We start from the raw sequence: 21,614 nt of genomic DNA on the forward strand, positions 1-21,614 counted from the left end.
CAGTCCATGTGTGATCACAACAAGAATATCTACCTGCCGTACCTTGCCACCGTGGAAGAGGTCATTGACGAGACCCCGGATGTCCGTACGCTGCGTCTGGTGTTTCAGGATGAACAGGTGCGGGAGGGTTTCAACTTCCGGGCCGGGCAGTTTGCCGAGTATTCCGCCTTTGGTGCCGGTGAATCCACCTTCTGCATCGCCTCGTCGCCAACCCGCAAGGGGTATATCGAGTGCTGTTTCCGGGCCGTGGGGCGGGTAACCGAATCGCTGCGCAGGCTTGAGGTCGGTGACACCATGGGGGTGCGCGGCCCCTATGGCAACTCTTTTCCGATTGAGCAGTTCTTCGGCAAGAACCTGCTGTTTGTCACCGGCGGTATCGCCCTGCCGCCTTTGCGCACCCTGATCTGGAACTGTCTGGATTGGCGGGACAAGTTTGGTGATATCACCATTGTCTATGGCGCCCGGACTGAGGCCGACCTGGTCTACAAGCGTGAACTGAAAGAGTGGGAAGCGCGCAGTGATGTAAAGCTGGTCAAGACGGTTGATCCCGGTGGTAATGGTCCTGAGTGGGATGGCAAGGTGGGTTTTGTGCCGACCGTGCTGGATGAGCTGGCACCAACAGCGGAAAATACCATTGCCCTGGTCTGCGGCCCGCCGATCATGATCAAATTTACCCTGCCGGTGCTGGAAAAACTGGGCTTTGGCGATGAAGAGATCTACACCACCCTGGAAAACCGGATGAAGTGCGGACTGGGCAAGTGTGGTCGCTGCAATGTGGGTAATATCTACGTCTGTAAGGATGGCCCGGTGTTTACCGCCAAGCAGGTCAAGGCGATGCCGCTGGAATATTAAGCTTCTTGTGTCCCCCATAGATTTCATAAACTAACAGCCCTTATTTCAGGTAGAAATGAGGGCTGTTCAGTTTGGTGGACCGGAAGGGGATCGAACCCTCGACCCCAGCGTTGCGAACGCTGTGCTCTCCCAGCTGAGCTACCGGCCCGGCAACAATCCGCAGTAGTGACGAAATGTTACTTCCCCAGCAGTCCCTCGATCTTTGTCTGGTCAAACCCTTCGATAATTCTCCCCAGAATCATGAAGGTCGGTGTTGAGTCGATGCCGGCCTTTTTGGCAATCGCCTGCTGTTCTTCCTGCAACTTTACACCTGGTGCGGTAACCGGCAGGTTCTTGGCATCCATCCGGTCTACCATGCCGGACATCACTTCATGGTACAGTCTGGCCTTGTCATGTCCGGAAAGGATGTACTGGGCCTTGGGACGGGCGTTGGGATGCATGGCCAGCGGGTTGAAGAAGATATAGCGGGTAATGTCATGACGGTTGTGGAAATAGGCCGACGCTTTACGGCAGAAGGGACAATCAGGGTCGGTAAATTCAATGACCTTCTTGGGGCCGTTGCCGATTACCAGGGCCTTTGAAAGATCAATCTCGGATGCTGTGGTGATACCGGACAACATCATCAGGATTGCCGGAATAAAAACGATTGGAAGAATCCGTCGAAACATAGTGTGTCTCCGTTACTGTTCAGGCAGTGGCAGGGTAATGGTGAATTCACTGCCGACACCTTCCCGGCTGTCAGCAGTGATGGTGCCGTTATGAGCCTCTACGACCATTTTGCAGAACGCCAGGCCGAGCCCGCTGCCACCGCTGCCACGTCCGGTCTGGTTACGGGCCTGGACAAAACGGTCAAAGATCATCGGCAGCTCGATGGTTGCAATGCCGTTGCCGGTATCCGCGATGCTGAGCATGACCGCAACATTAGAGGCGGCCGATACGCCGCAGTAGCAGCGCACACTGATCTCGCCGCCGCAGGGGGTGAATTTGACGGCATTGGCAAGCAGGTTGGCAATCACCCGGGAGAATTTGCTCCTGTCCAGATCCAGCAGGGGCAGATCATCTTCCAGCTGCGTCTGCAGGTGGATCTGGGCATGTTTGATCATGCCGTGGAACCCGGCAACCACCTGCTGTGCCAGATCGGACAGGTTGACCGGCGTCTTGTGGAAGGCGATCCTGCCGGCCTCAAGACGATGGATATCCAGCAGGTTGTCGATCATGGCCACCACTTCATTGCAGCTCTCAATGGCTGAAAGCAGGTAACTGCCCTGTTCGCGATTAAGCGGGCCGAGCCGCTTTTCCCTGACCAGGTCAATTGAGCCGATCGCTGCGGTGAGCGGGTTTTTCAGATCATGGGAAAGCATGGAGATGAAATCCCGTTTTTCCCGTTCCAGTGACTTGATTGCCAGACAACGCTCTATACTTTTTACCAGCCGCTCAACGCTGAACGGGGCCATCAGGCAGTCCAGCGCACCCTGCTTGTGACAGTCCAGATAGCGTTCCTGCTCATCGGCATCCAGCAGGGCAATTACCGCCGGGTCGCTACCGGATTCCTGCAGATGCTCCAGGGAGGGAAGACAATGCTGGTAGGGGGGAGAACCAAGCAGGATGGCATCCACCCGTTGTTGGGTAATTACGCTGCGGGCCTCTTCGCAGGTGCTGACCAGATGCAGCTGGTACGGCCCTGCTTCGAGCAGCTGGAACGCCAGTTGGGCGGCGGCGGTGTTGTTGGTAACGATCAGAAGCTGTTTGATGCCCATGTTATGGCCGACCTCCGGCTGTTTGGCTGAGAAACGCCTCGGCAAGTACCAGATCTTCCGGTGTGGTGATCTTGATGTTGCGATAGCTGCCGTTCACGATTTTGACCGTCCCGTTGAAACGCTCCAGCAGGGAGCAGTCGTCGGTTCCCAGAAAACCTTCCTGCAGTGCCTGGTGGTGGGCTGCCAGTATCTGCTCGAACCTGAAACTCTGGGGCGTCTGGGCCTGCCAGAGGGTGGAACGCTCCGGGGTGGAGATAACGGCGCCGTTCTGTACGACCTTGATGGTGTCCTTGGTCTGAACGGCAACCAGGGCGCCGACACCGGTAGCGGCCAGATCAATGGACTGTTGCAGGATCGGCTCGTCAATAAACGGGCGGACACCGTCATGGATCAGGATGATATCGTCAGACGCTGCATGCTCCTGCAATGCCTGCAGTCCGTTCAGTACCGAATGCTGGCGCTCTGAGCCGCCGGGGACAACATGCAGTACCTTTGAAAGCTGGTACTTTTCGACAACTTCACGACGGCAGTAGGGGATCTCATCCTCCGGGATGACCAGTATGATGCCGCTGATGAGCGGGCTGTCCTGGAATACCTGCAGGGTGCGGGCAACAATCGGTATGCCCCCCAGTTGCAGGTACTGCTTGTTCATGGAGGCTCCCATCCGCTTTCCCATTCCGGCGGCAGGTATCAGGGCAAAGGCATGTGACTTGTTCATAGGGATAACTCAAGGGCCTGGCAGAGGGCTGCGGCCAGTAAGGGGATCTCATTGTCGTGCAGGGTACGCACATCCAGCAGAAAACGGTCTTTCTGGAGCCGGCCCACCACGGGCGGGGTGGTGTTGCGCAGCAGCTCTTCAAGACGGTTTGGCGGCAGTCCGTCAACGGTTACCTCGATCAGGCGACTGGGGAGCTGCAGGAGCGGGTATGAGCCTCCACCGGGGCTTGAGAAACCATCCTGCAGGGCCAGGGTGAACTGGTGGGGCAGGAGGGCGCGCAGGCGCCGCAGCATCCGGCGAGCCTGGCTGGCGAGCGCATCCGGCGGCATGGTCAGCATCCGCAGGGTTGGAATTTCGGTCAGTGCCACCCGCTCGTCGCGGTAGAGACGCAGGGTCGCCTCAAGCGCTGCCAGGGTCAGTTTGTCGATCCTCAGAGCCCGTAAAAGCTGGTGCCGTTTCATCTTTTCAACCAGGTCGCGGCGGCCTGCAATCAGGCCAGCCTGCGGTCCACCCAGCAGTTTGTCGCCGCTGAAGGTCACAATGTCGGCTCCGGCCTGAAGGTGCTGCTGGACCGTGGCTTCGCCGCAGATGCCAAAGCGGGCAAGGTCAATCAGGCAGCCGCTTCCGGCATCCACCATGGTCGGTATCCCTACCTCCTGGCCGATCCGTACCATGGTTTCGGTGTTAACCTCTGCCGTGAAGCCGACCACGGCAAAGTTGCTGGTGTGGACCTTCAAAAGCAAGGCGGTCTGCTCTGTGATTGCCCCGATATAGTCGCGGGGATGGGTCCGGTTGGTGGTGCCCACCTCAATCAGGCCGGCGCTGCTCTGGCGCATCACGTCGGGTATTCTGAAGGAGCCGCCGATCTCCACCAGCTCCCCGCGGGAGACGATCACGTCCTGGCCTGCTGCCAGGCTTGAGAGGGCCAGCATGACGGCAGCGGCATTGTTGTTGACCACCAGGGCCGCCTCAGCACCGGTCAGTTCGCAGATCAGGTTTTCAACGTGGGCGTAACGTTCCCCCCGTTCTCCCCGCTCCAGGTCAAACTCAAGGTTGCTATAGCCCCAGGCCGTATCACGCAGCGCAGCCTCTGCTGCCTGGGCCAGTGGCGAACGTCCCAGATTGGTATGCACCACCACGCCGCTGCCGTTAATCACCCGCCGCAGACTGGGGGTTTCGGCAATGCGGATCTGATTGCGTACCAGATGACTGATCGAGATGGGGGTCAGTTCGGTCGCCGGGTTAGCGGCAAGTGAGCTGCGCAGTTGGTCAAGCACGTTGCGGACCGCCTGTTTCAGGCCGACATGGCTGGTGAGCGACCGCAGTGAGGCCACTTCAGGCCAGGACAGTACCTTGTCCATTTTAGGGAGCTTGCGTCTGGTATCCTGCTGTGATGCTCCGCCCATGGCAGCCTCCTACAGATCCATCGCTTCGCCCGGCTCGCAGGCGGTTTCGTCCAGCAATACCTTGCCGCCGTATTCGGCATTTTTTCGCACCAACAGCTCGGCGGTTTCACAGTCGCGTTCAAGGAAGGCGGCAATGATCTTTTGATGTTCCTGCACAGATACCTCCATCCGGCCCGGCTGTGCAAGTGACATTAGCCGCAGGCGCTGGAAACGGGTTACCAGCAGGTTGATCATCTCCCGCAGTTTGTCGTTATCGGCCGCCTTGATGAAGAGGTCATGAAAGTCGTTGTGGACCTTGAAAAACTGTTTGATGTCAGAATGCTTGCACAACTCTGACAGACGCTCGTTGATGGTCTGGAGCCGTTCGATCTCTTTGCTGGTCAGCTTGGTGCAGGCAAGCCTGGCGGCATACCCCTCCAGGATGCTTTTGATGGCGTAAAACTCTTCCACATCCTTCTGGGTAAAGGCGCTGACCACCGCCCCTTTGCGCGGTATCACCGTCAGGTAGCCCTCTGACTCAAGTTGGCGGAACGCTTCCCGGATCGGGGTGCGGCTGATACCGAACCGTTCGGCCAGGTCCGGTTCCGAGACCCGGCTGCCGGAGGTGATGGTGCCGGAGATGATGGCATCACGGATCGTCTCCAGAATCTTTTCCCGTAACGTCAGGTGTTTTTCTTTTAATCTTTTCATGATGTCCGAGCCTGCTCCATAAGGTAATGGGATTATTGTATACAGTATGCACTATTTGTCAATTGAATCCATTTTACTTTAATGAGTTCCGCGGATGTGTCCGTTTGATATAGGGACAGGTTGTGCCAAAGGCGCTTGAATTTTGACAGTTCAGGTAGTAGGGTGCAGCATCTGAATCAGCTACGGGGTGTGCGCATGGATCCGGTTCGACGTCTTAAAATATCGGTTGTCATACTCCTGTTGCTGCTGACCATGGGGACCGGCGGGTACATGCTCATCGAGGGCTGGCGGCTCCTGGATGCGCTGTATATGACCGTGATTACGCTGGCCACCATTGGATTCAAGGAGGTCCATGATCTGAGTGATCAGGGTAAGCTCTTTACCATGGTCCTGATTGTGTTCGGTGTCAGCACCCTCGGTTATCTGGTCAGCAGCGTGGCCCAGTTGATGTTTGAAGGTCAGATTCAGCGGATCATCGGGAGGAAAAAGGTGGAAAAAAGAATAGATGCCCTCAAGGATCATTACATCATCTGCGGTTTTGGCCGGATCGGTTCGATGATCTGCCGGGAGCTGGCTGCCAATGAGGTCCCGTTTGTGATTGTTGAACGCAACACCGATGTGGTTGAACGGATTGAGGATGCCCGCTACCTTTGGATGAAGGGGGATGCCACCCTGGATGAAACCCTGATCCGGGCCGGTATCCAGCGTGCAACCGGTCTGGTGTCGGTGGTTACCTCGGATTCGGAGAACGTCTATATCACCCTGACTGCCCGCGGTCTGAACCCGGAACTGCATATCCTGGCCCGCTCCGGTGAAGAAGGAACTGAGCTGAAGCTGAAGCGGGCAGGGGCCAACAAGGTGGTTTCACCCTACGCCATCGGCGGCATGCGGATGGCCCAATCCATCCTGCGGCCCAATGTGGTTGATTTTATCGAGATCGCCACCGCCAGCGAACACCTTGATCTGCAGATGGAGGAGATCTGTATCCCCCATGATTCCGAGTTTGCCGGCCATACCCTGGTGAGTACCGGCTTCCGTAAAGAGACCGGTGTCATTATTGTCGGCATCAAGAAATCCCATGGTCACATGGTCTTTAACCCCAACCCGCAGGCTGCCATTGATGAGGGGGATACCCTGATTGTGCTGGGTGATCCTGCGTCGGTGGACAAACTTGAAGAACTGGTAAAACGCCGGATAGAACCGGGGCACAGCGCCCGCCGCAAGCAGGGGGAGACTGTCCATGCCTAGTCTGCTCTGTGCCCATGTACCCTGGCCCCGCCTGGCGGAACACCGCTCTTACCTGCTGGATCAGCGGATCAATCCTGAACTGTACCTGCCCGCGGATGCCCTGGATACGCTGGATACGCTGGATACGCGGCAGATGCAGGCCTTGTCGGATGATCTGGTCAGCCATGGCCTTGCCTGTACCATCCATGCCGCCTTTATGGACCTGAACCCCGGCTCGGTTGACCGGGCGGTGCGCGAGACCACCCGGCAGCGGGTTGAGCAGACCCTGGAGTGCGCAGAGATGCTCAAGGCACGGGTGGTGGTGTTCCATCCCGGCTACAGCCGGCTCTCCTACGGTTCTGCAGTTGAGAGCTGGGTCGCCAATACGGTCTCCTTCTGGCAGCAGCAGGTGCCACGCATCAGGGCAACCGGTTGCCGGGTTGCCCTTGAAAATATCTTTGAAGAAGAACCTTCAACCCTGCTGCAGGTTCTGAATCAGCTTGATCCCACCCTTTTCGGCCACTGTTTTGACAGCGGACATTTCAATATGTTCTGTACGGTGTCGCTGGAAGAATGGTTTGCCGCCCTGGGCAGCTTCATCATTGAAAGCCACCTGCACGACAACCATGGCGTGGCTGATGAACATCTGCCGGTAGGGGAAGGGGAGATCGATTTTCAAAAGATAACCGGTTTGTTAAAACAGTATGCCCCCCAGGCGGTCTGGACCCTGGAGGCCCATAGCCGCGAACGTTTAGAACGATCAATGCAGGCAATCCAGCGCTACTTATAGGACTGAATATGTCAGAAAAAATTCTGGTAACCGGCGGGTGTGGCTATATTGGCAGTCATGTGGTACGGCAACTTTCCGAGGCTGGCCATTCCGTGGTGGTCTACGATAATCTCTCCACCGGTTTTCAAGATGCCCTGCTGCATGGCGAAGAACTGATCCGGGCGGAGCTGGCCGATCATGCCGCTCTGGAAGCCGCCTTTCAAAAACACCGCTTCAAGACGGTGCTGCACTTTGCCGCCGCCATTGTGGCGCCGGAATCGGTCTCGCTGCCGCTTAAGTATTACGGCAACAACACCCGCAATACCCTCGGTCTGCTGGAGGCCTGCGTACGACACGGCGTTGAGCGCTTTGTCTTCTCCAGTACCGCTGCGGTCTACGGCTTTCCCGAAGGGGGCAGTGCCTCGGAGGAAACCCTGCTGGCGCCGATCAATCCCTATGGCACCTCCAAGCTGATGAGTGAATGGATGCTGCGTGACACGGCCGCTGCCCACGGCCTCAAGTATGTTGCCCTGCGCTACTTCAATGTGGCCGGAGCCGACCCCCAGGCACGGATCGGCCAGCGCACCCCGGAGGCGACCCACCTGATCAAGATCGCCTGCCAGACCGCCCTGGGCCAGCGTCAGCAGGCAGCCATCTACGGCACAGATTATCCCACACCGGACGGCACCGGCATCCGTGACTATATCCATATCGAAGACCTGGCCGCTGCCCATCTGGCTGCCCTTGGCTATCTGGACAAGGGGGGCGAGTCCACTGCCATCAATGTGGGCTACGGCCAAGGCAGCAGCGTACGTGAGGTGCTGGCCATGGTCAAACAGGTCAGTGGCGTTGACTTCAGGGTGGTTGAAGAGGGACGCCGCCCCGGTGATCCAGCCTGTCTGGTCGCCCGGGCCGAGAAGATCAAGCTGCTGACCGATTGGCAGCCACGCTTTAACAGTTTAAAAACCATTGTTGAGGATGCCTGGCGCTGGGAGAGCAAGCTGGCAAAGCGGTAGGAGAGATTCGTCGCTTTTGATGCAAGCCGATGTATAATTCCTGAAAAGGGCCTCTCAAAGGAGTATCAGTGTGAGCTTGGACTACTCATCGCTTGAAAACGCAATCACCCAGCTTGAAAAGAGCATCAGGTTTGCCACATCGGACATGGCCAGGCAGGATACCGATCTGTTTGAACAGCTACGAAACTCGGTTATCCAGTGTTTTGAGTTTACCTATGAGCTTAGCTGGAAGATGCTCAAACGCCATCTTGAAGCGGTGTCTGCCACCCCTGAAGAACTTGACAGCAGTACCTTTCAGAATCTGATCCGCATGGGAAATGAAAAAGGGCTGCTGCGCTCAGACTGGCTGCGTTGGAAAGCCTATCGCCAGGCCCGTACTGACAGCAGCCATACCTATGACAGCAGCAAAGCAGAGGCTGTCTACGCCTTGGCCCCTGATTTTCTGGAAGAAGCCCGCTATCTGTATCAACAGCTCACGAGCGGGAAGCACGACGCGTGAGCTCCGGGACAGCCATTCCCTTGTTAGACCTGCGTCCTCATGACAGAGAAGAACTGCAGCGGATACTACAACAACATCTGTCAGGCTACACCGTCTGGGCCTTTGGTTCGCGGGTAACCGGCAGCCACAAACCGTATTCCGATCTTGATCTCGTAATCGTTACTGAACAGCCCTTGTCACTGGAACAGATGGCCTCCCTGCGGGAGGTCTTTGATGAATCAGACCTGAGCATCCGGGTTGACCTGGTTGATTGGGCAACAACCAGTGACTCATTTCGCCGTGTGATTCTGCAGCGCTATCTGGTGGTGCAGGATAGGATTGTGGTGAAATAAGTAATGATCGGGGCGACCGTTTGGTCGCTTGGTCGCCTGTTAGGAACCCCATGGATCTGGTTATCTCACACCTGAACGCTGATTTTGACTGTCTGGGCTCCCTGGCTGCTGCTGCGCGGCTGTATCCGGGAGCCCTGCTCTCGTTTCCCGGCTCCCAGGAAAAGAATCTGCGCGAGTTCTGCGCCCGCCACCCTGACCTGCTCCCCCCGTTTGTCCGCTCAAAGGATATTGATCTCTCCCGTGTCACCCGCCTGATTGTTGTTGATTGCCAGCAGGGCTCCCGGATCGGCCGCTTTGCCGAGCTGCTGGAACGGCCCGGCCTGACGGTCCACCTCTATGACCATCATCCGGCCACTGCCGACAGCATCAGCGCATCGGGCGGGGTTGTCCGGCCGGTCGGTGCCACTGCCACCATCATGACTGAGCTGCTGCGGGAGCGGGGTGTGGAGCCCACCCCTGCAGAGGCAACCCTGCTGTTGCTGGGCATCCATGAAGACACCGGACGGTTGCTGTTTCCTACGACGACGCCGGAAGACTATCGTGCGGCCGCCTGGCTGCTGGAGCGGGGCGCACGCCTGCATCTTGCCGACGAGATCCTGTCGCCCGAGCTGACCACACCGCAGGTGGAGCTGCTGCATGATCTGCTCTCAACCCTGAAGACCAGTGAGGTCAGCGGGGTACGGCTCTCCGTGGCCCATGCCAGCCGTTCCTGGTATGTCGGGGATATTGCCGGACTGGCCCACATGATGCGGGATATGGAAAACCTGGACCTGCTGGTGCTGGTGGTGGCCATGGCGGACCGGGTCTATTTGGTGGCCCGCAGCCGCGTGCCTGAGGTAGATGTGGGGGAACTGCTGCGCCTCTTTGGCGGCGGCGGGCACGCCTCGGCTGCCTCGGCAACGGTTAAGGGTGAGGCGCTGTCCGTTGTGCTGGAACGCCTGGAGCGGAATCTGCTGTTGATCGTGCATCCCCGCAAGACTGTGGGACAGATTATGTCATCACCGGTCCGCAGCCTGTCCAGTGCCACGACAGTACAGGGAGCCCGTGATCTGCTGGTGCGCTACAACTACAGCGCCATGCCGGTGCTGCAGGGGGAACAGCTGCTGGGGATCATCACCCGTAAAGTGGCGGAAAAGACGGTCTATCATGGGCTTGGCGACCGGCCGGTAACCGAGGTGATGCACACCGCGGTGATGCGTGCCACCCCGGAGACCCCGCTTGCCACGGTGATGGACCATATGGTGGGTGGCGACCGCCGCTTCGTGCCGGTCTTCGACGGTGAGAAACTGGTGGGGGTGGTGACCCGCACCGACCTGCTGCGTCATCTGCACGGCGCGAGCCAGGATGGTGAGAGCCTGTACGACCTGGAGCGGCTTTCGCCGGAACCAAAGGAACGGGAGCTGGCGACCCTGCTCAGAAGGCGCTTGCCCGCAGATTCAGTACAGCTGCTGGAGCTGCTGGGCAAGAGCGGTGATGCGCTGGGGGTGGCGGTGCATGCGGTGGGTGGTTTTGTGCGGGATCTGCTGCTGGATGTCCCCAACCTTGATCTTGATATTACGGTGGAGGGGGACGGTATCTTTTTTGCCGAGACCTTTGGCGAGCAGCACGGTTGCCGGGTCCGTCCCCACCAGGCCTTTGGCACTGCAGTGGTGGTCTTTCCCGATGGCCGCAAGCTGGATGTGGCCAGCACCCGGCTGGAGTATTACGACTCACCCGGTGTATTGCCGACGGTGGAACGGGCCTCGCTGCGCCATGACCTCTATCGCCGCGACTTTACCATCAATACCCTGGCACTCTGTCTGAATACCAATCGTTTCGGCATCCTGCTGGATTTCTTTGGCGGCCAGAAGGATCTGCAGGAGAAGACGGTGCGGGTGCTGCACAACCTTTCCTTTGTGGAGGATCCGACCCGGGCCTTCCGGGCGATCCGCTTTGAACAGCGGCTGGGCTTTCAGCTTGATCCCCACACTGAAGGTCTGCTGCGTTCTGCAGTGCGGGCCGGGCTGGTAGAACGGGTCGGGGGCAAACGCCTGCTGGGGGAGCTGATTCAGATCCTGAAAGAACAGGAACCGGTGCCGGCGGTCAAGCGGATGGCCCAGCTGGGGTTGTTGCCCTGCATCCACAGCGAGCTGCGTTTCGGCCCTGACAGTGAACAGCTGTTTGCCGAGCTTGAGCGGGTGCTGGCCTGGTACCAGCTGCTCTATCTGGATACGCCGCTGGAGCCGTGGACGGTCTGGTTTCTGGCCCTGATGGACCGCCTTGATTCTCCCCGCTATCTGGAGGCCTGTCGGCGCCTGATGATGCCGGAACGCCTGATGGAACGTGTTTTCGGGCATCGTCACCAGGCCCTGAAACGTCTGCAGCATCTGCGGCAGATGCTGGGGCACGGGCAGGAAATCTCCAACAGCCAGCTCCATGCCGGTCTGCATGGCATGCCGGTGGAGCTGCTGCTGTACGGCCTGGCCCGTAGTGGCAAGGAGGATCTGCGGCGGTTGGTCTCGCACTACCTGACCAGACTTGCCGACGCAAAGGCCCTGGTCAGCGGTACCGAGCTACAGGCCCTGGGAGCGGCCCGCGGACCTGCCATCCGCAGCCTCAAGGAACGGCTGCTGGCGGCACGGTTGGATGGCTTGATCGCTTCAAAGGACGAGGAGCTGGCATTGGCCAGGCAGCTGATAGCAGACCAGTCCTGAAGAAGGTCTGCCTGAGAGATTATTTGCCGGTGTGAAGCCTTGCGCAGCAGGCCTTCAGGCCCGTGCCACCGTCAGATTCCGTACCGGCTTGTTCAGGATGAAACCGGCCACTGAACAGAGTCCGATCAGGCCGATGGCGATAAATACCCCTTGCAGCCCTGCCGAACTTTGCAATAACGACCCCAGCAGCGGCCCCGCCACAAATCCCAGGTTTAAGAAGGCATGGAAGGTGCCGATCGAGGTTCCCATTCCCAGCCGCTGTCCCTCCTCAGCCAGCAAGGCGCTGGTGGCCGGCTGCGAGAGGGCGCTGAAGGCGCCGATCCCCAACGTTACGCCGAGCATCTGCATGAAGTCGGCTGCAACGGGTAACAGCATGTACAGTAAGGGCACCACCGTACCGCCGCAGATCACCAGCATCCTGCGGGGGACCCGGTCGGCAATCCGGCCTGCCGGCCGCAGCAGCAGTGTCATGACCAGGGTGGCCGAGGCCATGATGATCCCCACCTGTACCCCGCTCATCCCCAGTTTTGACGAAAGCAGGATCGGCAGAAACGTCCCGCAGGCCGTGATGCCGCAGGCCCTGCCGAAGATGAACAGCAGCAGCCCCTGAAGCGTTCCACCCTGGCGGCAGATGTTCCTGATGCCCGGTTGAGCGGGGATTTCCTGCGCTATGCGGGTCGGTTGCAGCTGTCGCGGGATCGCAGCAAGGGCCAGCCCCAATGCGGCCATGCTGCAGATAATCAGGACGCTGAACAGGCCGTGAAAGCCTGCCTGATCCATGATGATCCCGCCGATCAGTGGGCCGCTGCTGAGCGCGGCGTAGAAGGAGATATCAAAGCTGCCCATCGCCTTGCCCCACTGCCTGCTGCTGGCATGATCGGCAATCAGGGTCTGCACCACTGGCCGGAACATGGCGCAACCGGCCCCCTGCAGCAGGCGCAGGCAGACCACCACAACCAGGTTTTCGGTCACCAGGTAACTGCAGGAGACCAGCAGATAGACCAGCAGGCTGGTGATAACCAGCTGCCGCCGCCCAAAGCGGTCTGCCAGCGACCCCATGATCGGGCTGAAGATGATCTTTGACAGCGCATAGCCGCCAACCGCCACCCCCAGCAGCAGCCCCCGGGCTCCGATGCTCTGGCAGTAGAGCGGAAAAAAGGCGTCGCTGACACCGAACCCCAGCGAGATCAGGAAATTGATCAGAAACAACGCCCTGAACAGATCCCGGTGCTGTCCGTTCATCTGAATAGCTCCTGGTACTGCTGGCATTGATACGGCTGAACGCCGGAGATCAGGTACTGCTCAAGCATCTGGTCGTGCTTGTCGATATGCAGGCTGAGCAGCTTCCTGAGTGTTTGCAGGTCATCGGCAATACAGAGCGCACGGGCGGCCTTGCAGCGGATACCGGCAATGGTGGTGCAGATCCGGAAGTGATCAAGCTTGTGATCTTCGTAGGCCAGATAATCGATCGTAAACATATGCACGTTTTCAGACGCGGTCTGCCCCAGAACGTTGCCAAGCAGATCTTCAATCTGATGCTCCAGCTCAGCAGACGGGACCTGTCCGGCAGCCGCGATAATCTCGTCAAGTACCGCGATTAACCTGGTCTGCCGGCTGTCATACGGCATGAGATGCTGTGATGCAACATAGCCGAAGGTATTGAGTGGGCTGTAAGAAGACATGATCCGTTCTCCTCTTGCTCAGGCGGCCAGCAGGTGCCCGAGCTTGTCGCGCTTGGTCTGCAGGTAGCGCATGTTGGTGCTTAACGCCTTCATCTCGATCGGTACCCGTTCAACAACATGCAGGCCATACCCCTCCAGTCCGATCATCTTCTTGGGGTTGTTGGTCATCAGGCGGATCTTTCTGGCACCCAGCGCCCTGAGCATCTGGGCGCCAATGCCGTAATCCCGCAGGTCGGCCTTGAATCCCAGCGCCTCGTTGGCCTCAACGGTATCGCAGCCCTGATCCTGCAGTTCATAGGCCTTGAGTTTGTTGATCAGGCCGATCCCCCTGCCTTCCTGCCGCATGTACAACAGGATGCCTGTGCCTTCCTGTTCGATGCGGTCCATGGCCCGGCTGAGCTGTCCGCCGCAGTCACAGCGGATGCTGCCGAACACGTCACTGGTCAGACACTCCGAATGTACCCTGACCAGCACCGGCTCGTCCGGCCTGATCTCTCCCTTGACCAGGGCGATATGCTCCAGGCCGTCAATATCGTTCTCAAAGGCGACCACGCGGAACTTGCCGGCCCAGGTGGGCAGCTTTGCCTCCGCCACCGGCCGCACCAGTGATTCATGATTCAGCCGGTGGGCCACCAGATCGGCCACCGAGCAGATCCGGATGCCGTGCCGCAGGGCAAACTCCTTCAACTGCGGCATGCGGGCCATGCTGCCGTCCTCGTTCATGATCTCGCAGATCACCCCGGCCGGTTTCAGTCCGGCCAGACGGGCCAGATCCACCGAACCTTCGGTCTGACCGGTGCGTACCAGCACCCCGCCGGCCCGTGCACGCAGCGGAAAGATATGGCCGGGGCGGGAGAGATCATCCGGCCCGGTATTGTCGGCAATCGCGGTCAGGATGGTCTGGGCCCGGTCCGCTGCCGAGATGCCGGTGGTCACCCCGTGGCGTGCCTCAATGGAAACCGTAAAGGCGGTCTGGAATGGCGAGTTGTTCTCTGAAACCATTGGCGGCAGCTCAAGCTGGTCACAGCGCTCTTCGGTCAGGGTCAGGCAGATCAGGCCCCGGCCATACTTGGCCATGAAATTGATCGCCTCCGGGGTGACATGCTCGGCTGCCATGGTCAGATCGCCTTCATTTTCCCGATCTTCATCATCAACCAGAATAACCATCCTGCCGTTGCGGATATCCCTGATCGCCTGTTCTATGGAGGATCGTGCCATCGCTCTGTACTCCTTTGCCTGTGACTGAAGAGAACTGGTGTCTGCTGAAAAATTGGGGGAGATCGCTCTCCCCCCATTGCACCACCTAAGGAGGATGCTTACCTGACGTAAGCGTCCGGTCTTAGTCTTGTTATGATACTGTGTTGCACTGTCTGTGCCATCGTGTAACCTGCTTGAATTGCATGGTATATTGTTGGTTCTGGTTGTTCTGTACTGTCGTTTTGGGTGAACGGCTTTTCATTTTGATAGTGATGTTGACTGATGAACGCCTCACCTGTCTCATGTAAGCTTCCAGCTAAAGGCAAAGCCGTGACAGGTTGCACAGAAATTTTTAAATGCATCGTGCGATTGATGGCAGTTGGTGCATTTCAGGGTCGGATATGCGTATCCTGCGTTTGCGGCAATCGGGAGAGCTGCTGAGATATAAGAAAAAAGTACCTATGCGGGCATCGGTTGTTTTACCTATGCTGCTGCTAGTGAAGGGCATGACAAAGGCCCGGACAGTGCCGGGCCTTTGTACGTCTACATCTTCTATGCCGGTATGATCAGGCTGCCAGCTTGAATCTGGCCACCAGCTGCTGTAGCTCTCCGGCCAGTCCGGACAGGTGCTGCGCAGCTGCAGCCGTGTCTTTGGCATGTTGTGTGGCATGTCCTACGGTTGCGGTGATCTGCTGCATGTTGTTGCTGATCTCATGGGTGGTTGCGGTCTGTTCCTCTGCAGCTGTGGCGATCTGGCCGATCTGGCCGGTCACCGCGGTGATCTGGGACAGGATATCCTGCAGGGCGTTCCCGGATTTTTCAGCCTCCAGGGCGCCGCGTTCAACCTGCCGTACCCCGTCGTCCATGGCGCCTACCGCCGTCCTGGTCTCTTCCTGGATATTCTTGATCATCTGGCCGATTTCACGGGTGGCGGCGGTGGTCCGTTCTGCCAGGGCGCGCACCTCGTCGGCCACCACGGCAAAGCCCCGTCCCATCTCGCCTGCCCGGGCCGCCTCAATGGCAGCATTCAGGGCCAGCAGGTTGGTCTGGTCGGCAATGTCTTCAATAGTGCTGACGATCTCGCCGATCTGGTCCGAACGTTTGCCCAGGCTGTCAACGGTTCCTGCCGCGGATTTGACCCGCTCCGTGATGGCGGCCATGGCGTTGATGGTGCTCTGCACCACCGTCTCGCCGGTCCTGGCGGCGCTGCTGGCTGTATCGGCGCTTTGGGCGGTCATCTGGCAGTTCTGGGCGATATCCCCGGCGGTTGCCGCCATCTCGTTGCCGGCCGTGGCCACGCTGAGGGCCTGGCTTGCCACCGTATCGGTGCCGGCCAGCATATCGGTCGAGGTATGCTGGAGCTGGCTGGCTGCATCGGCAACATTGGTCGCTGCGGTCTTCAGCATGCCGATGGTTTCACGCATATACTGGGCCATGTTGCCCATGGCCCGCATCAGGATGGCGGTTTCGTCCTTGCCCTGGGCATCGATATGCACCGTGAGATCGCCGGTTGCAATGGCATCGGCAACCTGCATGCAGGAGTGGATCGGCCTGATGATGGTACGGGTCACCAGGAACGAGATGAGCAGTGCGGCGCCGATTGCAACGGTACCGCAGACAATCATGAAGATCAGTGCGGTCCTGCTGGCTGATTGGGCCTTTTGTGCGGCAAGTTCTGCCTGGTCATTGTAGTACTCCAGCAGCTTCTTCAGGGCCGGGTCGGTCACTTCCCGGGTAAGTTTGGTGCCATCCTGCAAAGCGCTTAGATAGCGTGGCCGGTCATTGGTCATGGCAGATTCCACCAGATTTTTGATCATTGTACGACCGGAAACGGTTGCCCCCTTGTAATCCTCAACCAGTTTTTTCCCTTCAGCCAGAAGGGTGCCGGCTTCAAGTTTTTTCAGGGCCTCCAGATAGATATCGCGATCTTTGGCGTTCAGTTGCAGCAGGGCCTGTTTTTCTTCCGTGTTTTCCAGGTGCCCCATATGTTTGACCCGGTCGTTGATGGAATAGATGCTGGCCTGGACCTTTGAGGCCTGATGGCTGAGCTGGTAAACCCGTTGCACCTCCACCAGCTTGTGCTGCATGTCGCGCAGCGCCTGGATACCGATGATCAGGGTGCCCAACAGCAGCAGTGCGATCAGGCCGAAGCCTACCATTAGTTTTGCCGTAATCCCCAGATTCTTCATTTCCCCCTCCTCCTTAATCCCCCTTGGTGATTTCTGCACGACCGCTTAACCGGTGCATTACTGGGCGCATGGTTCCGTCGAGCTGATTAAAAAGTCCGCATGCAGATGGTGTGCCATGGCTTAACGTGCTGTTTTTGCATGTTTTTGTATATTTGTGGTTGACTGGGGTTATCGTAATGATAGGCTGTTTACTGAATTGAAAGGGGGGGGTATGCGAGCACAGGATCTTGACTTGCGCGAGTTGCTCAGCTTTGCGCCGGGCGGAGGTATTATCCGGTTCATGGGGAAGCGCGCATTGCTGTTTGATGCCGTTGCCCTGGGACTTTTGCGTAAAGAACTGATCGACACCCTGGGCACAACGGCTGCCCGCAGTATTCTGACCCGCTTCGGTTATGCCCATGGCCGCAGGACTGCAGAGGCACTGCGGCAGGAGTTTCCGAGCCTGCTGGAGGACAGCCAGACCGGTCCGCGTCTGCATACGCTGCTGGGGCTGGTTGAGGTTGCCAATAGTACACGTACCGAAGGTGTGGAGGGGGTGCCGCTGGTGGAGGGTGACTGGCTCAACTCCTACGAGGTTGAACAGCATCTGCTGCATCTTGGCAGATCAACGGAACCTGTCTGCTGGAGTCTGACCGGGTTTGCCAGTGGCTATGTCTCTGCCTGGGCGGGCAAGGAGGTCTATTTTATCGAGACCCGCTGCTGTGCCAAGGGGGATGCCATCTGCCACATGCAGGGGCGTTTCAAGGAACAATGGGGGCCCGAGCTGGATGAACATCTGCAGTACTACCAGATGGAATCGGCCGACAATATGCTGGCCGAGCTGACTGAAAAACTGCGGACGGTAGAAAACCGGCTCAGGGTCAAGAAACGCCAGCTTTCCTGCCTGGATGGCGAAGGGGGGGAAGAGGAGTGTGCCTGTATTACCGCCCGTAGCCCTGCCATGCGCAAGACGATTGAGATGGCCCGCCGGATTGCCAAGGTGGAATCGACGGTGGTGATCAGCGGTGAGAGCGGTACCGGCAAGGAACGGATCGCTCAGCTGATTCATGAAGGCTCGGCCCGTATGGGGCGTCCTTTTGTGGCGGTTAACTGCGGGGCGGTGACGGAGACCCTGCTGGAGAGCGAACTGTTCGGCCATGTGCGCGGGGCGTTTACCGGAGCTGCCAAGGATGCCATCGGGCTGTTTGAGGCCGCCAACGGAGGGACACTCTTCCTGGATGAGATCGGCGAGATCTCGCCCGGGATGCAGGTCAAGCTGTTGCGGGCATTGCAGGAACGGGAGATCCGGCGGGTTGGCGACAACAAGGCCCGGCCGGTTGATATCAGGGTGGTGGCGGCTACCAACCGCAACCTGGCCGATGAGGTGGCTGCCGGTCGATTCCGCCAGGACCTTTACTACCGTCTGCGGGTGATTGAGCTGCGGGTGCCCCCGCTGCGGGAACGGCGAGAGGATATCCTGCCCCTGGCGCGCCTCTTTCTGGATGAGTCGGCGCGCCGCTCAAATCGCACCATTACCGGTTTTGACACCAAGGCAGCCGACCAGCTGTTGCGCTATGACTGGCCCGGCAACGTGCGGGAACTGCAAAATGCCGTTGACTACGGGGTGGCGCTCTGCAGGGATGACCGCGTGCAGGCCGATGACCTGCCCGAGGAGTTGCGTGCAGCCGTGTTCAAGCCGACGGTCAACGGCGGGATCAGGCCGCTGGAGGAGATGGAGCGGGAGTACATCCTGGCCGCCCTGGCTGCCATGGGCGATAACCGGACCCGTACCGCCAGTGCCTTGAATATCGGCATTGCGACCCTCTACCGCAAATTGAATGAATACGGCAAGGGGGTAAAATAATCCGGGTTATTTGTTTCCGACAAATCCCAACAGTATAAGTTTCGTGCCGGCTCCCCCGGTCACTGCATCGATACGGGCGTTGGCGCTAGCCCTGAGCTGACGATGAACATACAGGGAGATCCCTTCGATATTCATGACCTCGTATTCGCCAATCTCTGATGCTTCAGGTGTTCCCCATCGCACGGATGGGATGTCTCTCGACTGGGCGCCCCCTCAGCTGTAGCAGATCTGTTTGTTCAGGCAGACCGTCACCTGGTTGCCATTATCAACAATGATCTTGTGCGCCTTTGGGGTCAGTTTCAGATGCATGTCAGAGTTCCCCGCTTGTATCTCAAATCCGGTCGTGCCGCCGTTGACTCCATGAGTGTGTCCGGAGCCTTAGCCACCCACCTGTGACATCGGCATCGTCATGTTTCTCTGGGCCCGCTCCTCAATTGCGTGATGTTCAGGTTTGGTGGTGACCACGTAGCGCAGCGCATCTCTGAGTGCCTGATCGTCTCCGGCATGGATGTAGGGCTTCAGGTCGTGGGTCTCGGTTGCAAACAGGCAGCTTTTGGCAATCCCGGTTGAGGTAACCCTGATCCGGTTGCATTCATTGCAGAAGTGGCATGATACCGGTGTGATGACGCCGACCTTGCCGACCGCTCCGGCGATCCGGTAATAACTGGCCGGCCCATCCATGGCCGCTTTGCTCTCGGGCTGCAGGGTGTAGCGCAGGGCCAGTTTGCCGAGGATTTCACTGCCGGAGATGGTGCGCGCCTTCCAGGAATCGTCCCGCAGGGTCGGCATATATTCAATGAATCTGACGTGGTAGGGCCTTTTGAGCGTCAGTGCGGCAAAGTCTGCCACTTCATGGTCATTGACGCCGCGTATCACCACCATATTGATCTTGATCCGCTTGAATCCGGCCTCTTCTGCTGCCTTGATCCCTTCAAAAACCTTTAGGATGTTTCCGCCGCGGGTGATGCTGTCAAAGGTGTCCGGCTGCAGTGAATCGAGACTGATATTCAGGCTTTCAACACCGGCGCAGCGTAACTCTGCCGCCATCTCCGGCAGCAGGATGCCGTTTGTCGTCAGTACCAGACGTTTCAGACCGGGGGTGGTGGCCAGCTCTGCCAGAAAGGGGATGATCCCTTTGCGCACCAGCGGTTCGCCGCCGGTAACCCTGATTTTTTCAACGCCAATAGCAACGGCAGCCCGGGAGACCGTGAGCAGCTCTTCAAAACTCAGTACATCCGCATGCTTTATGGCATGTACCCCTGCGGCGGGCATGCAGTAGATGCAGCGCAGATTGCAGCGGTCGGTTACTGAAAGACGCAGATAATTGATTGACCTTCCAAACGGATCATAGAGTGCCATAATGAATATCCCCCGTGCCCAGGTCCGGGTCCAGCAAGGTAATTTCAACGACGCTGTCAGCCAAGAGTAACGAGTGCGGTTCCAGCCTCAACAAGCCGTTGCCGGCTGTCAGTGATGCCAGGTTGGCAGAGCTCTGGTTGGTGATGGTGGAGGCCTTGTAGCTGTCTCCTTCAGGGGCGACCCGGACGCTGACCAAGTGGGGACGTTCGCCGCTGTTCAAGACCTGTCCGGACAGCACGGCCTTGACCGTGGGCCGCATCAGCTGCGAATACCCCAGCATCTTGAGAATGGCCGGGCGAACGAACATCTCAAAACAGACCATGGCCGCGACTGGATTGCCGGGGAGCGCGAAGACCGGCTTACTGCCGATTGTGGCAAAGGTCGCCGGTTTGCCGGGCTTCATATTCACCTTGCTGAACTGCAGTTCGCCTTGCAGTTCCAGGATCGTTTCCCTGACGAAGTCGCGGTCCCCCACGGATGCGCCGCCTGAGATGATCAGGCCATCCGCCTGCAACCCCTCAACAATCTTGTCTCTGGTCGCCTTTCTGGTGTCTGCCGCAATGCCGATCAGCACCGGTTCTCCACCGGCCTGTATCAATTGGGCTGCCAGACTGTAGCTGTTGCTGTTGATGATCTTGCCCGGACTGGGGATCGAACCGATCTCCAGCAGTTCATCTCCCGTGGCAAGAATGGCGATACGCGGCTTGCGGTAGACCGGCAGGGTTGACCAGCCGAATGATGCTAAAAGGCCGATCTCCTGAGGCCGGACAGGCGAACCGGACTTGATCAGCAGATTGCCTTTTTGTATGTCCTCGCCATGTTTCCTGATGTGGGAACCGCGCTTCAGGGCACAGTTCAGCCGGATCACACCATTGTCTTCAATCACATCCTCAATCGGTACCACCGTGTCGCAGCCTGCCGGAACCGGGGCGCCGGTCATGATCTTGACCGTGTCACCCTGGCAGACCGGTGCTGTGCGCAACAACCCGGCAGGAATGAAATCCACGACGTTCCACTCTTCCTGTCCCTGCCGCAGAGCCAGCGCATAGCCATCCATTGCGGAGTTGTTTGATAACGGGAGGTCATGGGGCGCCCGCATGTCAACGGCAATGATTCTGCCGATCGCCTCCAGGAGGGGGACGGACTCAATATCGATTTGTGTTGTGTGTTTTAGGACAATTTCCTGTGCAGCATTGATGCTGATCATGACGTAGCCTCACAAATAGTTCTGGATGACCGGTCTTGTCGGCTGTAGGGCTCCTGGTTGATGCTAAACGCTTTCTGTCTGACCGGTCAGAGCGTCTATGCAATCAGGAGGGGCGTTTGGCGTTACCGCCAGTCAAAGGCCTGTTAGCAGTATCTGTGCCATTGGCTAATATGCTGAA

At 58.4% G+C, this 21,614-nt stretch carries 20 protein-coding genes and 1 tRNA gene; 8 read left to right on the forward strand and 13 right to left on the reverse strand.

Annotated elements, in window-relative coordinates; all coding sequences use genetic code 11:
* Positions 1-6 precede the first annotated feature (6 nt).
* A complete protein-coding gene (locus FY034_RS03505; RefSeq protein ID WP_265553785.1) occupies positions 7-852 on the forward strand; it encodes an FAD/NAD(P)-binding protein in 846 nt (281 codons plus the stop codon).
* Positions 853-924: 72 nt separating this feature from the next.
* Here the strand turns inward: FY034_RS03505 and FY034_RS03510 are convergent.
* The 6 genes from FY034_RS03510 to FY034_RS03535 form a co-directional block, all read right to left on the reverse strand.
* Positions 925-1,000, reverse strand: a tRNA-Ala gene (locus FY034_RS03510).
* 28 nt (positions 1,001-1,028) lie between these two features.
* Entirely contained in the window at positions 1,029-1,520 is a 492-nt protein-coding gene (locus FY034_RS03515; RefSeq protein ID WP_265553786.1) for a thioredoxin fold domain-containing protein, read from the reverse strand.
* A 12-nt stretch (positions 1,521-1,532) separates the two neighbouring features.
* Positions 1,533-2,609, reverse strand: coding sequence for a sensor histidine kinase (locus tag FY034_RS03520; RefSeq protein ID WP_265553787.1), 1,077 nt, complete (start codon positions 2,607-2,609; stop codon positions 1,533-1,535).
* Between the two features lies 1 nt (position 2,610).
* The gene (ispD, locus tag FY034_RS03525) at positions 2,611-3,327 is read right to left on the reverse strand and encodes a 2-C-methyl-D-erythritol 4-phosphate cytidylyltransferase (protein ID WP_265553789.1); all 717 of its coding nucleotides are present in this window, start codon (positions 3,325-3,327) and stop codon (positions 2,611-2,613) included.
* Complete coding sequence (selA, locus tag FY034_RS03530) at positions 3,324-4,733, reverse strand: L-seryl-tRNA(Sec) selenium transferase (RefSeq protein WP_265553790.1); 1,410 nt, start codon at positions 4,731-4,733, stop codon at positions 3,324-3,326. Before selA ends, ispD begins: the two co-directional genes overlap by 4 nt.
* 9 nt (positions 4,734-4,742) lie before the next feature.
* Complete coding sequence (locus FY034_RS03535; RefSeq protein WP_265553792.1) at positions 4,743-5,423, reverse strand: GntR family transcriptional regulator; 681 nt, start codon at positions 5,421-5,423, stop codon at positions 4,743-4,745.
* Between the two features lie 195 nt (positions 5,424-5,618).
* Between FY034_RS03535 and FY034_RS03540 the strand changes: the two genes are divergently transcribed.
* The 6 genes from FY034_RS03540 (at position 5,619) to FY034_RS03565 (ending at position 11,959) form a co-directional block, all read left to right on the forward strand.
* Positions 5,619-6,671, forward strand: a complete 1,053-nt coding sequence (locus FY034_RS03540) for a potassium channel family protein (protein WP_265553794.1) — start codon at positions 5,619-5,621, stop codon at positions 6,669-6,671.
* On the forward strand, positions 6,664-7,440 hold the full coding sequence (locus tag FY034_RS03545; RefSeq protein ID WP_265553796.1) for a sugar phosphate isomerase/epimerase family protein: 777 nt from the start codon (positions 6,664-6,666) through the stop codon (positions 7,438-7,440). The genes FY034_RS03540 and FY034_RS03545 overlap by 8 nt, the downstream gene beginning before the upstream one ends.
* 8 nt (positions 7,441-7,448) lie before the next feature.
* Positions 7,449-8,435 (forward strand): UDP-glucose 4-epimerase GalE, encoded by a 987-nt coding sequence (gene galE, locus FY034_RS03550; RefSeq protein WP_265553798.1) that lies wholly within the window; start codon positions 7,449-7,451, stop codon positions 8,433-8,435.
* Between the two features lie 70 nt (positions 8,436-8,505).
* Entirely contained in the window at positions 8,506-8,934 is a 429-nt protein-coding gene (locus tag FY034_RS03555; RefSeq protein WP_265553800.1) for an HI0074 family nucleotidyltransferase substrate-binding subunit, read from the forward strand.
* Positions 8,931-9,266 carry a nucleotidyltransferase family protein gene (locus tag FY034_RS03560; RefSeq protein ID WP_265553802.1) on the forward strand — a complete coding sequence of 112 codons (336 nt, stop codon included), beginning with the start codon at positions 8,931-8,933 and terminating at the stop codon, positions 9,264-9,266. The genes FY034_RS03555 and FY034_RS03560 overlap by 4 nt, the downstream gene beginning before the upstream one ends.
* Before the next feature lie 50 nt (positions 9,267-9,316).
* A complete protein-coding gene (locus FY034_RS03565) occupies positions 9,317-11,959 on the forward strand; it encodes a CBS domain-containing protein (RefSeq protein ID WP_265553804.1) in 2,643 nt (880 codons plus the stop codon).
* Between the two features lie 54 nt (positions 11,960-12,013).
* Here the strand turns inward: FY034_RS03565 and FY034_RS03570 are convergent, their stop codons facing one another.
* From FY034_RS03570 to FY034_RS03585, 5 genes are all read right to left on the reverse strand, one after another.
* Positions 12,014-13,201: an MFS transporter gene (locus FY034_RS03570; RefSeq protein WP_265553806.1), complete on the reverse strand. Its 1,188-nt coding sequence runs from the start codon at positions 13,199-13,201 to the stop codon at positions 12,014-12,016.
* Positions 13,198-13,641: a hypothetical protein gene (locus tag FY034_RS03575; RefSeq protein WP_265553807.1), complete on the reverse strand. Its 444-nt coding sequence runs from the start codon at positions 13,639-13,641 to the stop codon at positions 13,198-13,200. The genes FY034_RS03570 and FY034_RS03575 overlap by 4 nt, the downstream gene beginning before the upstream one ends.
* An 18-nt stretch (positions 13,642-13,659) precedes the next feature.
* On the reverse strand, positions 13,660-14,859 hold the full coding sequence (locus tag FY034_RS03580) for a bifunctional 3,4-dihydroxy-2-butanone-4-phosphate synthase/GTP cyclohydrolase II (RefSeq protein WP_265553808.1): 1,200 nt from the start codon (positions 14,857-14,859) through the stop codon (positions 13,660-13,662).
* Positions 14,860-15,138: 279 nt separating this feature from the next.
* Positions 15,139-15,282 carry a cytochrome c3 family protein gene (locus FY034_RS19020; RefSeq protein ID WP_416222777.1) on the reverse strand — a complete coding sequence of 48 codons (144 nt, stop codon included), beginning with the start codon at positions 15,280-15,282 and terminating at the stop codon, positions 15,139-15,141.
* Between the two features lie 122 nt (positions 15,283-15,404).
* Positions 15,405-17,027, reverse strand: a complete 1,623-nt coding sequence (locus tag FY034_RS03585; RefSeq protein ID WP_265553809.1) for a methyl-accepting chemotaxis protein — start codon at positions 17,025-17,027, stop codon at positions 15,405-15,407.
* A gap of 211 nt (positions 17,028-17,238) precedes the next feature.
* Between FY034_RS03585 and FY034_RS03590 the strand changes: the two genes are divergently transcribed.
* The gene (locus tag FY034_RS03590; RefSeq protein WP_265553811.1) at positions 17,239-18,870 is read left to right on the forward strand and encodes a sigma-54-dependent Fis family transcriptional regulator; all 1,632 of its coding nucleotides are present in this window, start codon (positions 17,239-17,241) and stop codon (positions 18,868-18,870) included.
* Between the two features lie 378 nt (positions 18,871-19,248).
* Here the strand turns inward: FY034_RS03590 and moaA are convergent, their stop codons facing one another.
* Together moaA and glp are read right to left on the reverse strand one after the other, a co-directional pair.
* Positions 19,249-20,229 carry a GTP 3',8-cyclase MoaA gene (moaA, locus tag FY034_RS03595; RefSeq protein WP_265553812.1) on the reverse strand — a complete coding sequence of 327 codons (981 nt, stop codon included), beginning with the start codon at positions 20,227-20,229 and terminating at the stop codon, positions 19,249-19,251.
* Positions 20,216-21,436 carry a gephyrin-like molybdotransferase Glp gene (gene glp, locus FY034_RS03600; protein WP_265553814.1) on the reverse strand — a complete coding sequence of 407 codons (1,221 nt, stop codon included), beginning with the start codon at positions 21,434-21,436 and terminating at the stop codon, positions 20,216-20,218. The genes moaA and glp overlap by 14 nt, the downstream gene beginning before the upstream one ends.
* Positions 21,437-21,614: the final 178 nt, after the last annotated feature.

It is taken from the genome of Trichlorobacter lovleyi (genome assembly GCF_015239775.1).
GTDB lineage: Bacteria > Desulfobacterota > Desulfuromonadia > Geobacterales > Pseudopelobacteraceae > Trichlorobacter > Trichlorobacter lovleyi_B.